12 protein-coding genes are annotated in these 12,420 nt (G+C 61.4%); 8 read left to right on the top strand and 4 right to left on the bottom strand.

Features of this window, described 5'->3' with window-relative positions; translation table 11 throughout:
- Window positions 1-36: 36 nt before the first annotated feature.
- The 3 genes from AC4LE2_RS16920 to AC4LE2_RS16910 all read left to right on the top strand — a co-directional run bounded on the left by AC4LE2_RS16920 (window position 37) and on the right by AC4LE2_RS16910 (window position 2,934).
- Complete coding sequence (locus AC4LE2_RS16920) at window positions 37-786, top strand: FadR/GntR family transcriptional regulator (protein WP_491826851.1); 750 nt, start codon at window positions 37-39, stop codon at window positions 784-786.
- A gap of 199 nt (window positions 787-985) precedes the next feature.
- Window positions 986-1,897 (top strand): 5-dehydro-4-deoxyglucarate dehydratase, encoded by a 912-nt coding sequence (gene kdgD, locus AC4LE2_RS16915; protein ID WP_491826850.1) that lies wholly within the window; start codon window positions 986-988, stop codon window positions 1,895-1,897.
- Between the two features lie 95 nt (window positions 1,898-1,992).
- On the top strand, window positions 1,993-2,934 hold the full coding sequence (locus AC4LE2_RS16910) for an AEC family transporter (RefSeq protein ID WP_491826849.1): 942 nt from the start codon (window positions 1,993-1,995) through the stop codon (window positions 2,932-2,934).
- Between the two features lie 16 nt (window positions 2,935-2,950).
- Here the strand turns inward: AC4LE2_RS16910 and AC4LE2_RS16905 are convergent, their stop codons facing one another.
- The 4 genes from AC4LE2_RS16905 to gatC form a co-directional block, all read right to left on the bottom strand.
- The gene (locus AC4LE2_RS16905) at window positions 2,951-3,988 is read right to left on the bottom strand and encodes a sodium:calcium antiporter (protein WP_491828163.1); all 1,038 of its coding nucleotides are present in this window, start codon (window positions 3,986-3,988) and stop codon (window positions 2,951-2,953) included.
- 75 nt (window positions 3,989-4,063) lie between these two features.
- Complete coding sequence (gene gatB, locus AC4LE2_RS16900; RefSeq protein ID WP_491826848.1) at window positions 4,064-5,509, bottom strand: Asp-tRNA(Asn)/Glu-tRNA(Gln) amidotransferase subunit GatB; 1,446 nt, start codon at window positions 5,507-5,509, stop codon at window positions 4,064-4,066.
- An 11-nt stretch (window positions 5,510-5,520) separates the two neighbouring features.
- Complete coding sequence (gatA, locus tag AC4LE2_RS16895; RefSeq protein WP_491826847.1) at window positions 5,521-6,972, bottom strand: Asp-tRNA(Asn)/Glu-tRNA(Gln) amidotransferase subunit GatA; 1,452 nt, start codon at window positions 6,970-6,972, stop codon at window positions 5,521-5,523.
- Window positions 6,973-6,988: 16 nt separating this feature from the next.
- Window positions 6,989-7,276, bottom strand: coding sequence for an Asp-tRNA(Asn)/Glu-tRNA(Gln) amidotransferase subunit GatC (gatC, locus tag AC4LE2_RS16890; RefSeq protein WP_491826846.1), 288 nt, complete (start codon window positions 7,274-7,276; stop codon window positions 6,989-6,991).
- Window positions 7,277-7,481: 205 nt separating this feature from the next.
- On the opposite strand from gatC, the gene mreB reads away from it, so the two are divergent.
- The 5 genes from mreB to rng all read left to right on the top strand — a co-directional run bounded on the left by mreB (window position 7,482) and on the right by rng (window position 12,401).
- Window positions 7,482-8,519, top strand: coding sequence for a rod shape-determining protein MreB (mreB, locus tag AC4LE2_RS16885; protein WP_168083969.1), 1,038 nt, complete (start codon window positions 7,482-7,484; stop codon window positions 8,517-8,519).
- Window positions 8,520-8,700: 181 nt separating this feature from the next.
- A complete protein-coding gene (gene mreC / locus AC4LE2_RS16880; protein WP_491828162.1) occupies window positions 8,701-9,759 on the top strand; it encodes a rod shape-determining protein MreC in 1,059 nt (352 codons plus the stop codon).
- Window positions 9,759-10,247, top strand: a complete 489-nt coding sequence (mreD, locus tag AC4LE2_RS16875; RefSeq protein ID WP_491826845.1) for a rod shape-determining protein MreD — start codon at window positions 9,759-9,761, stop codon at window positions 10,245-10,247. Before mreC ends, mreD begins: the two co-directional genes overlap by 1 nt.
- A gap of 36 nt (window positions 10,248-10,283) precedes the next feature.
- Window positions 10,284-10,871: a Maf family protein gene (locus tag AC4LE2_RS16870; RefSeq protein ID WP_491826844.1), complete on the top strand. Its 588-nt coding sequence runs from the start codon at window positions 10,284-10,286 to the stop codon at window positions 10,869-10,871.
- Window positions 10,872-10,943: 72 nt separating this feature from the next.
- Window positions 10,944-12,401, top strand: a complete 1,458-nt coding sequence (gene rng / locus AC4LE2_RS16865) for a ribonuclease G (RefSeq protein ID WP_491826843.1) — start codon at window positions 10,944-10,946, stop codon at window positions 12,399-12,401.
- Window positions 12,402-12,420 lie beyond the last annotated feature (19 nt).

Here is a 12,420-nt window from a genome sequence, read left to right as displayed (position 1 = left end):
TGATGGGGCGTGATCACTCCCGAGACGCGTTTATCCATGGACAATCAGAGCGCCCTCCCTCGCGCCCGTAAAAAACCCCGCAGCCTTGCTCAGGAGCTTGTCGCCGTGCTGAGCGAGCGCATCCGTAGTGGCGAGCTCAAGCGTGGCGACAAGCTGCCTACCGAGTCGGCCATCATGGAAGAGCAGGGCGTGAGCCGTACTGTAGTTCGGGAGGCTATTTCGCGCTTGCAGGCGGCCGGTCAGGTAGAGACCCGGCATGGCATTGGCACGTTTGTGCTCGATACCCCGAGCCCAAGCGGGTTTCGTATCGACCCTGCCACCATCGTTACGTTGCGCGATGTGCTGGCCGTGTTGGAGCTGCGCATCAGCCTGGAAGTGGAGTCCGCAGGGCTTGCGGCGCATCGGCGCAGCGACGAGCAGTTGCAGGCCATGCGCGCGGCCCTGGACGCCCTCAACGAAAGTGCGGCCCATGCTACCGATGCCGTAGCATCGGATTTTCAATTCCACCTCAGCATCGCACTTGCCACCGGCAACCGGTATTTCACCGACATCATGACCCACCTGGGCACCAGTATCATTCCGCGCACGCGCCTGAATTCCGCGCGCCTGGCCCATGACGATCAGCAGCACTACATGACCCGGCTCAGCCGCGAGCATGAAGAGATCTTCGATGCCATTGCCCGCCAGGACGCCGATGCTGCTCGCGCTGCCATGCGCCTTCACCTCACCAACAGCCGCGAACGCTTGCGCCAGGCGCACGAAGAAGCGGCCGGCAACCCCGCCTGAACGCGGGTGTTATTTGTAGGAGCCAACGCCAGTTGGCGAAAAGCGAAAAGGTCAAAACCGAAGGCATTGGCCAACTGCAGGTGGCTTCTAACCCCCTAACAAATCGGGTCTTGTATCTCTCTGATTGTGGTTGTACGATGACTTACAACATCGGCAAGAGCCGGTATTTGTCCTATAGCGCACCAGGGTGTTCACAACAATGAATCCACAAGAACTGAAGTCCATCCTCTCCGCCGGCCTGCTCTCGTTTCCGGTGACCGATTTCGATGCCAAAGGCGATTTCAACCGCGCCGGTTACATAAAGCGCCTGGAATGGCTTGCCCCCTATGGCGCCAGCGCGTTGTTCGCCGCCGGTGGCACGGGTGAATTTTTCTCTCTGGCGGCCAGTGAGTATTCCGAGGTCATCAAGACGGCCGTGGACACCTGCGCAACTAGCGTACCTATTCTGGCCGGCGTAGGCGGTGCCACCCGCCAGGCGATCGAATATGCGCAAGAGGCAGAGCGCCTTGGGGCCAAGGGCTTGCTACTGCTGCCTCACTATTTGACCGAAGCTTCTCAGGATGGCGTCGCTGCCCACGTAGAAGCGGTGTGCAAGTCCGTCAGCATTGGCGTGATCGTTTATAACCGCAACGTGTGCCGCCTCAACGCCGTACAGTTGGAACGCTTGGCCGAGCGCTGCCCTAACCTGATCGGTTACAAAGACGGCTTGGGTGATATCGAGCTAATGGTCAGCGTCCGTCGCCGCCTGGGTGACCGATTCAGCTACCTGGGCGGTTTGCCGACCGCAGAGGTGTACGCGGCCGCCTACAAGGCACTGGGTGTGCCCGTGTATTCATCGGCCGTGTTCAACTTCGTGCCTAAGCTGGCGATGGACTTCTACCACGCCATCGCTGCCGATGACCATGAAGCGGTTGGCAAGATGATCGATGACTTCTTCTTACCCTACCTGGATATCCGTAACCGCAAGGCGGGTTATGCGGTCAGTATCGTCAAGGCGGGCGCCAAGATCGCAGGTTATGACGCTGGCCCGGTGCGTACCCCGCTCACCGACCTTACGACGCAAGAGTACGAAATGCTTGCAGCCTTGATGGACAAGTTAGGCCCGCAATAACGCCGCTGCTGGCCAAAAAGCGCGCAGATTGCGCGCTTTTTTGTAGCCGTGAATTATCATGCAGTGAAGACGACGGACAACGGACTGCCTACCCCATGCTTGGCCTATTTCTAGACACCCTGAATATCACTGCACCGGTGTTTGCCATGCTCTTCATGGGCCTGTTGCTCAAACGTGTTCGCTGGATCGATGACGGCTTTATCAAGGTAGCGTCCGAATTAGTGTTCAACGTCACCATGCCCTGCCTGCTGTTTCTAGGGATCATTCATGCCAACCTCAACGAAGCCTTGCAACTGGGCGTGATGCTGTACTTCGCGGTGGCCACGGTAGTGAGTTTTGGCTTGATCTGGCTATGGGCACGGTGGCATTGCCCGCAAGAAGATCGGGGCGTCTACGTACAAGGGTGCTTTCGCGGTAACAACGGCATCATTGGCCTGGCGCTGGCCGCCAGCATGTATGGCGACTACGGGATTGCGGTGGGGTCGATTCTGGCAGCGGTGATGATCGTGCTGTACAACAGTTTGTCGTCCGTAGTGTTGGCCTATTACAGCCCCACCTTGAAATCCGACCCGCTGAGCCTGGCCATAAATGTGGTGCGCAACCCGTTGATTCTCGGCGTGCTAGCGGCGGTGCCCTTCGTCATCTGGCAGGTGTCGTTGCCCGGCTGGATAGACGCTTCGGCTCAATACCTGGCCCACATGACCCTGCCCCTGGCGCTGATCTGCATTGGCGGCACCTTATCCCTCTCCGCTTTGCGCGCAGGCAGTCGGCTGGCGCTCAGTGCCAGCCTGGTGAAGATGGTTGCGTTGCCCGTGTTCTCTACGTTGGGCGCCTGGCTGTGTGGCTTCAGAGGGGCAGACCTGGGGATTCTGTTCTTGTACTTCGGCGCCCCTACGGCTTCTGTCAGCTATGTGATGGCGCGGGCCGCCAACGGCAATTACCGGTTAGCAGCGACCATCGTGGTGGTGACCACCATCGCCGCAATCGTTACCACTAACCTGGGTATTTTCATACTGCACGGGTTGCAGTGGATCTAGCCGCGATAGCGACGTATTAACCCGCAGCCGACCACCGACGGCCAGCGCTTAATAGCACGCCGGCCACCAGCACAGGCAGCACATAGGTGCAAAGCAGGTGCTCCAGCCTTACGGCCAGTGGCATGTCCGTGCTGAAGGCGATCAGGTGCAGGCCGAACAGTGCATACAGTGCCAACAGCAGCAACCCCTCCAACCGGTTGAGCCGATACCCTATACGAAACAGCACGCCTGTCAGCACGGCAGCGCCGAGCAGCGCAGGCAACTCGAACACAAGGCTGTTGGGGGAGATGGACAGGCCTTCCGGGCTGGACAGTACGGCAATGGCCAGCACCAGGGTGAGGTTGCACAACGCACTCCCAATCACATTGCCCACAGCCAGTTCACGTTCGCCTCGCAAGGCCGCGAGCCCAGACATTAACAAGGCGGGCAGCGACCCGCAGGCCGCTACTACCGTCAGCCCAATCACGCGTTCGGACAACCCTAGCTCATTGGCAAAGCCGACCGTTGCCATTACCAGCCATTGACCGCCCAGTATCAGCAGGCCCATGCCTGTCAGCAGACGCACGGTAGCCGCCATCACCGAACGCTGCCGGCGTGGTGCCACAGGGGTAGGCCGTGCCTTTTGCCGAAACTGCCACGCCAATACGCCCAGGTAGGTGGCCCAGCCCACCAGCAGGTAGAGGGCCTCAAGTGCGCCGAGGTGCAAGTCCAGCGCGAGCAGGTACAGCAGGGCAGCCGCGCCAATGACCATGGGCAGGTCGAGCTTGACCACTGGCAACGATACCCGCAGCGGTACGATCAAGGCGCAAGCGCCCAAAGTAACCAGCAGGTTGAAGAGGGTACCGCCCATGACACTGCCCAAGGCCACGTCGTTAGCCCCTGTGCTCACAGCGCCCAGAGCGATTACCAACTGAGGGCCACTGCTGCCCAATGCCATCAGCGACAACCCAGCCACCAGGGGCCGCACCTGTGCGCGCGCTGCCAGGCGTAGGGCATTGCGCACCGTAAGCTCGGCCCCCAGCAGCAGCAACAGCGTGCCTAGTGCAAATTGCAGCCAGCCAAGGGGCGCGAGGGAGGCAAGTTCAGCGACGACGGTACACCTCCATCATTCGATGGGCGCGATGGAAACTCAGCCTTCGAGCTTGCGCTTGAGCAGTTCGTTCACCTGCTGCGGGTTCGCCTTGCCCTTCGATGCCTTCATGGCCTGACCCACGAAGAACCCAAACAGCTTGCCGCGCTTGGCCTCGTCGGCCGCCCGGTACTGGGCCACCTGCTCGGCGTTGGCCTCCAGCATGTCGTCGAGTACCTTCTCGATGGCGCCGCTGTCAGTGACCTGCTTCAGCCCTTTGGCTTCGATAATCTGGTCTGCAGTGCCTTCGCCATTGGCCATGGCCTCGAACACAACCTTGGCGATCTTGCCGGAAATGGTGTTGTCACGAATGCGCACCAGCATGCCGCCCAACTGCTCGGCGCTGACCGGTGCCTGATCGATGTCTACGCTCAGCTTGTTAAGCAGGCTGCCCAGCTCGACCATGACCCAGTTGGCGGCAAGTTTCGCGTCGCCACCTAGGGCCGCGACCTGTTCGAAGTAATCGGCCTGCTCACGGCTGGACGCCAGTACGGTGGCGTCGTATGCAGACAGCCCGTACTGCTGCTGAAAGCGTTCGCGCTTCTGAGGGGGCAGCTCTGGCAGTGACGCCCGCACGCTGTCCAGGAACGCGTCTTCGATCACCACCGGCAGCAGGTCGGGGTCAGGGAAGTAGCGGTAGTCGTTGGCCTCTTCCTTGCTGCGCATGGAGCGGGTTTCGTCTTTGTTGGGGTCGTACAGGCGGGTTTCCTGAATCACCCTGCCACCGTCCTCGATCAGTTCGATCTGACGCTGGACTTCCCGGTTGATGGCACGCTCGATAAAGCGGAACGAGTTGACGTTCTTGATCTCGCAACGTGTACCGAAGGCTTCCTGGCCTTTCGGTCGGATCGACACGTTGCAGTCGCAGCGCAGCGAACCTTCGGCCATGTTGCCGTCGCAGATGCCTAGATAGCGCACGAGGGCGTGGATGGCTTTCACGTAGGCAACTGCTTCCTTGGCGCTGCGCAGGTCAGGCTCGGACACGATTTCCAGCAGGGGGGTGCCGGCACGGTTCAGGTCGATGCCTGAAAAGCCTTGGAGGTCTTCGTGCAGGCTTTTGCCAGCGTCTTCTTCCAGGTGTGCCCGGGTGACCCCGATGCGCTTGACGGTGCCGTCCTCCAGGGTGATATCCAGATAGCCCTTGCCCACGATAGGGTGGTCCATCTGGCTGATCTGATAGCCCTTGGGGAGGTCGGGGTAGAAGTAGTTTTTACGCGCAAATACGTTTTGCTGGCCGATCTCGGCATCGATGGCCAGACCAAACATCACCGCCATGCGCACCGCTTCCTGATTCAGCACCGGCAGCACGCCCGGCATCCCCAGGTCAACCAGGCTGGCCTGGGTATTGGGCTCGGAGCCAAAGGTGGTGGCGCTGCCGGAGAAAATCTTCGATTGGGTGGCGAGCTGGGTATGAATCTCCAGCCCGATCACAACTTCCCATTGCATGGTGTTTCTCCTCAGAACCCTTCCGGCGACTGGCGGTGCCAGTCGGTGACCTGCTGGTAGCGGTGCGCGATGTTCAGCAATCGCCCTTCCTGGAAATACGGCGCCAGCAACTGCGCACCCACGGGCAAGCCGTCAGCAAACCCTACGGGCATCGATAGCCCAGGCAGGCCAGCCAGGTTGGCGGTGATGGTGTAGACATCTTCCAGGTAGGCCGCCACTGGGTCGTTGCTCTTGGCACCCAGTTTCCAGGCGGGGTTCGGCGTGGTAGGCCCGAGGATCACGTCCACGGTCTGGAAGGCCGCCATGAAGTCGTTCTTGATAAGCCTGCGGATACGCTGGGCCTTCAGGTAATAGGCATCGTAGTAACCGGCGGATAGGGCATAGGCGCCTACCATGATGCGCCGCTGCACCTCCGGGCCGAACCCTTCACCGCGCGAGCGTTTGTAGAGGTCGGTGAGGTCTGCGGGATGTTCGCAGCGGTAACCGAAGCGCACGCCATCGAAACGCGACAGGTTGGAGGAGGCTTCGGCAGGGGCGATCACGTAATAGGCCGGGATTGCATGCTGCATGTTCGGCAGGCTGATAGGCGTGATGATCGCACCGAGTTTTTCCAGCTCGCGCAGGCTGGCTTCAACGCGCTCGGCGATGCGCGGATCCAGCCCCGCGCCGAAGTATTCCTGAGGCACGCCGATGCGCAAGCCGTCGAGGCTGTCGTTGAGGGTAGCGCTGTAGTCGGGCACCGGTTCGTCGATGCTGGTGGAATCCTTGGGGTCGAAGCCTGCCATGCCCTGCAATAGCAAGGCGCAGTCTTCAGCGCTGCGGGCAAGGGGGCCGGCCTGGTCCAGGCTGGAGGCGTATGCGATCATGCCCCAACGCGAGACGCGGCCGTAGGTTGGCTTGAGCCCGGTGAGGTTGGTGAAGGCTGCCGGTTGACGGATGGAACCACCAGTGTCGGTACCGGTAGTGACCGGCAGCAGGCGCGCGGCCACGGCTGCGGCCGAGCCTCCAGAGGAGCCCCCCGGTACGTGTTCCAGCTGCCAGGGGTTCTTGACCGGGCCGTAGTAGCTGTTTTCGTTGGCCGACCCCATGGCGAATTCATCCATGTTGGTCTTGCCCAGGGTGACGGTGCCGGCAGCGGCGAGCTTTTCGACTACGGTCGCGTTATAGGGCGCCGTGAAGGTGTCCAGCATGCGCGAGCCGCAACTGGTGCGTACGCCCTGCGTGCAGAACAGGTCCTTGTGTGCCAGAGGGGCACCTAGCAGCGGGGTGCTTTCACCTGCAGCCAGGCGGGCGTCGGCGGCGCGGGCCTGCTCTATCGCCAGGGCCTCGGTCACGGTGATGAAGGCGTTCAGGCGTGGGTCCAGCGCCTGGATGCGGGCAAGCAGGGCGCGGGTCAGCTCTTCGGAGGAGAACTGCTTGGCTTTGAGGCCGTGGGCGATCTCGGCCAGGGTCAATTGATGCATGGCAGGCGTATTTCCCTTACTCGATGACTTTCGGTACCAGATAGAGGCCGCTGTCGACGGCCGGTGCGATGGCCTGATAGGCGTCGCGCTGGTTGTGTTCGGTGACGTGGTCGGGTCGCAGGCGCTGGGTGGCTTCCAGGGGGTGCGCCAGGGGTGCGACGTGATCCGTATTCACCGTTTGCATGTGGTCGGCCAGGCTCAAAATGCTGTTGAGCGCGTCAAGGGTGTGGGGAATATCAGCCTCATTGAGCCCAAGACGGGCCAGGTGGGCAATCTTTTCCACGTCAGAGCGTTCGAGCGCCATGGGGGTCTCCAGAAAGGGCAAAGCCGGGGGGAATGGCCCACCCGACGGGGACACTACGGCGTAAATACGGCCACAAAGCTGCGATCGTGAAGCCGTGTGCCCGGAAAAACAGCCAATTTAACATATTGGCGCCTTGCCCAAAATCCCTGCCGTTGTTAGAGTTTGCCGCACTTTTTTACCCACGCGTTGCCAGGGTCACTTTTCCATGTTCAAGAAACTGCGTGGCATGTTTTCCAGCGATCTGTCCATCGACCTGGGAACAGCCAACACCCTAATTTACGTGCGTGAGCGCGGTATCGTCCTGAATGAGCCCTCGGTGGTTGCCATCCGTACTCACGGTAACCAGAAGAGCGTTGTGGCCGTCGGGACCGAAGCCAAGCGCATGCTCGGCCGCACCCCGGGTAATATTGCAGCTATTCGCCCAATGAAAGACGGGGTTATCGCCGACTTCAGCGTCTGCGAGAAAATGCTCCAATATTTCATCAACAAGGTCCACGAGAACAGCTTCCTGCAGCCCAGCCCCCGTGTGCTGATCTGCGTGCCGTGCAAGTCCACCCAGGTCGAACGTCGTGCTATCCGCGAATCCGCACTGGGTGCGGGTGCCCGTGAGGTGTTCCTGATCGAAGAACCCATGGCGGCCGCCATCGGCGCCGGCCTTCCCGTCGAGGAAGCCCGTGGGTCCATGGTGGTCGACATCGGCGGTGGCACCACCGAAATCGCCCTGATCTCCCTCAACGGGGTGGTCTATGCCGAATCCGTTCGGGTCGGTGGCGACCGTTTCGACGAGGCCATCGTGACCTACGTGCGCCGCAACTACGGCAGCCTGATCGGCGAATCCACGGCCGAGCGCATCAAGCAGGAAATCGGCACCGCCTATCCAGGCGGCGAAGTGCGGGAAGTGGACGTGCGCGGCCGCAACCTGGCCGAGGGCGTGCCACGGGCCTTCACCTTGAACTCCAGTGAAGTACTGGAAGCGCTGCAGGAGTCGCTCGCGACCATCGTGCAAGCGGTCAAGAGCGCCCTGGAGCAGTCTCCGCCCGAGCTTGCCTCCGATATCGCCGAGCGTGGCCTGGTGCTTACGGGCGGTGGCGCGTTGCTGCGTGACCTCGATAAGCTCCTGGCGCAGGAAACCGGCCTGCCGGTGATTGTCGCCGAGGATCCGCTTACCTGCGTGGCACGCGGCGGTGGCCGTGCGCTGGAAATGATGGACAAACACACCATGGACTTGCTCTCAAGCGAATGATCCAAGGTGGCGCCCGGTGAGTTACAGTGGCGTGTCCCGCGCTGCCGTAACGCCGGGCGTTTGCGTTTTCCGTTATTGCCGCGGCGTCGATCCATGACTCATCTTCCCTTCCCATGCCCAGGAGGAGCAGCCCATTAAGCCGCTGTTCGCCAAGGGCCCTTCGCTGGTCGTGCACCTGCTGGTGCTGGCGGTGTTGTCTGTCGCCTTGATGGTGGTCGACGCCCGCTTTACGCTGCTCAAGCCGGTGCGTAGCCAGATGTCGCTGGTGCTGATGCAGTCGTACTGGATTACAGACCTGCCACAACGCGTGTGGCAAGGCGTAGCCAGCCAGTTCGGCAGCCGAACCGAGTTGATCGCCGAGAACGAAAAGCTCAAGACCGAAGCCTTGCTGCTGCAGGGGCGCTTGCAAAAGCTTGCGGCCCTGACCGAGCAGAATGTACGCCTGCGCGAGCTGCTCAACTCCTCGACGCTGGTGAACGAAAAAGTGGAAGTGGCCGAATTGATCGGCATGGACCCTAACCCGTTCACCCACCGCATCGTGATCAACAAGGGCGAGCACGACGGCGTGTTTTTGGGCCAGCCTGTCCTCGATGCGCGAGGCCTGATGGGGCAGGTCGTGGAGTTGATGCCCTATGCCTCGCGGGTTTTGCTGCTCACTGACAGCACTCACAGTATTCCAGTGCAGGTGAACCGCAATGGCTTGCGGGCCATTGCCAGCGGCACCGGTAACCCTGAGCGCCTGGAGTTGCGCCACGTGGCCGACACTGCGGATATCAAGGAGGGCGATCTGCTGGTCAGCTCCGGCCTGGGCCAGCGGTTCCCCGCCGGTTACCCCGTGGCCACGGTCAAAGAGGTGGTGCACGACTCAGGCCAGCCGTTCGCTATCGTTCGTGCGGTACCTACGGCGGCGCTCAACCGTAGCCGTTATGTACTGCTGGTGTTTTCGGACAGCCGTACGCCAGAGCAGCGCACCTCCGATGCCCAGGCCGAGGAGGACGCAACTCCTGCTGCGCCTGCCGCAGGGTCGCCTGCCGCCATACCTGCTGCGCCTGTGCCGGCCACTGTTAACCATGCGCCCTCTACCCAAGGTGCAACCGGGCACTCGGCGGCACCAGCCGCCGGCACGGCGCCTGCTGCCCCGCCGGCTCATCCTGCGACCACGGCGCCCGCCAAGCCGTCCGCCGCCACCTCCACTCACCCGGCACGCAGTGCGCCGGCCAGTCAAGAAGGCGCCCATTGATGGTTAATACCCGGCGCAACCATGGCTGGATGATCTGGCTGACTTTCGGGGTGGGCTTGCTACTGAGTGTGTCGCCCCTGCCTCAGTTCATGGAAGTGCTCCGTCCCCTATGGGTCGCATTGCTGTTGGCCTTCTGGTGCCTCAACGTCCCTTCCAAGGTAGGCATGACCACCGCATGGGTGCTGGGGTTGGCCGAAGACGTGCTGTACGGCACGCTGCTGGGCCAGAACGCATTGATCCTGTGCCTCACGACCTTCCTGATATTGTCCCTGCAGCAGCGCATGCGCATGTTCCCCATGTGGCAGCAGAGCCTGGTGATCTTCGTGGTGTTGGGCGTGACGCAATTGGCGCAACTATGGCTCAGCGCACTCACCGGCAATCGCCAGCCCACCCTGGCCCTGCTGCTGCCTGCCGTGGTCAGCGCTTTGTTATGGCCGTGGGTCAGTTATGGCCTGCGTGGGTTACGCCGTCGCTTCAATATCAACTGAAGCATGGCCTGAGCATTAGGCAAAAGGAGTTGGACCATGACATGCGTCTACCTTGCTTCAGGTTCGCCGCGCCGGCGCGAACTGCTCCAACAAATTGGCGTGCCCTTCGTTCAAGTCACGGCGGCCATCGACGAAACGCCGCAGCCTGCTGAAACCCCTGAAGCGTACGTGCGCCGTTTGGCGTCCAGCAAAGCGGCCGCAGGCGTGATGGTGGCGCCGGCGGGTGCCGTGGTGCTAGGCGCTGATACCGCTGTGGTGCTAAACGGCCGCATCCTGGGCAAGCCGGTCAGTGCCGAAGACGCCCGGCAGATGCTCCAGGCCCTCAGTGGGCGCCAGCATCAGGTATTAACCGCCGTGGCCGTGCGCACCCAGGCTGAAGAGCAGGTGTGTTGTGTGAGCAGTCATGTGGCATTCAGGCCTATCGCCCCTGGTGAAATCTCTGCCTATTGGGCCAGTGGCGAGCCGGCCGACAAGGCAGGCGGTTATGCCATTCAAGGGCTGGGCGCGGTGTTCGTCAGTGCCATCGAAGGCAGCTACTCGGCCGTGGTTGGCCTGCCGTTAAGTGAGACTGCTGCGCTGCTGGCCCGCTTCGGCATTGCGTGCTGGCAACCTGCTGCGCAGTAATGAGGTTACGCTGGCGTCGCGCTGCGGCTTCAGTCCGGGCATCATGGGTCACTATCCTGACGAGAGCCAGTCATGAGCGAAGAAATCCTCATCAACATCACGCCGATGGAATCCCGCGTCGCCGTGGTAGAGAACGGCGTATTGCAGGAAGTCCATGTAGAGCGTACCCAACGGCGCGGCATTGTGGGCAATATCTACAAGGGCAAGGTGGTGCGCGTGCTGCCCGGCATGCAGGCGGCCTTCATCGACATCGGCCTGGAGCGGGCAGCCTTTATCCACGCGTCGGAGATTTCCCTGCGTGAAGGCTCGGCCGTAGAAACCATCAGCGCTCTGGTACACGAAGGCCAAAGCCTGGTGGTGCAGGTTACCAAAGACCCTATCGGTTCCAAGGGCGCGCGCCTGACCACGCAGTTGTCCATTCCCTCACGCTACCTGGTCTACATGCCCCGTACCTGCCACGTGGGCATTTCACTCAAGATCGAGGAAGAAGCCGAGCGCGAACGCCTCAAGCAGGTGGTCAGCGACTGCGTCGCCCAAGAGGGCATTCAGGAAGCGGGTGGCTTTATCCTTCGCACCGCGGCTGAAGGCGCGCGTGCCGAAGAGATTCTGATGGACATCCGCTACCTTCGCCGGCTCTGGGATCAGATTGCCGCGCAGATCAAGACAGTCGGCGCCCCCACGGTCATCTACGAAGACCTTGGCCTCGCGTTGCGTACCCTGCGTGACCTGGTCAACCCCAAGATCGAGAAGATCCGGATCGACTCTCGGGAAACCTTCCAGAAAACCATCCAGTTCGTGGCCGAACTGATGCCAGAGATCGCCGACCGGCTGGAGCATTACCCGGGCGAACGCCCCATTTTCGACCTGTATGCGGTAGAGGACGAGATCCAGCGTGCCCTGGAACGCAAGGTGCCGCTCAAGTCCGGGGGGTACCTGATTGTCGATCCTGCCGAGGCCATGACCACCGTCGACGTGAACACTGGCGCGTTCGTGGGGCATCGCAATCTGGAAGAAACCATCTTCAAAACCAACCTGGAGGCGGCCACCGCCATTGCCCGGCAGCTGCGCCTGCGCAATATCGGCGGCATTATCATCATCGACTTCATCGACATGGAAGATGAAGATCACCAGCGCCAGGTACTGCGTACCCTTGAAAAACAGCTCGAACGCGATCACGCCAAAACCAACATCATTGGCATCACCGAGTTGGGACTGGTGCAGATGACCCGCAAGCGCACCCGCGAGAGCCTTGAGCAGGTGCTGTGTGAGCCTTGTGCCTGTTGCCAGGGCAGGGGCAAGCTGAAAACCCCGGAGACCGTGTGCTACGAAATATTCCGGGAAATCCTGCGAGAGGCCCGCGCGTACCAGGCCGAAGGGTACAGGGTGCTGGCCAACCAGAAGGTGGTCGACCGGCTGCTGGATGAAGAGTCGGGCAACGTCGCCGAACTCGAAACCTTCATCGGGCGTACCATTCGCTTCCAGGTCGAGAGCATGTATTCGCAGGAACAATACGATGTGGTGCTGCTCTGAGTCATTTGCCTAACGGTAC

The organism is Pseudomonas sp. 9.3L (genome assembly GCF_058536285.1).
Note: the sequence above shows the minus strand (reverse complement) of the source record. Positions and strands in the feature narration are given on the sequence as shown.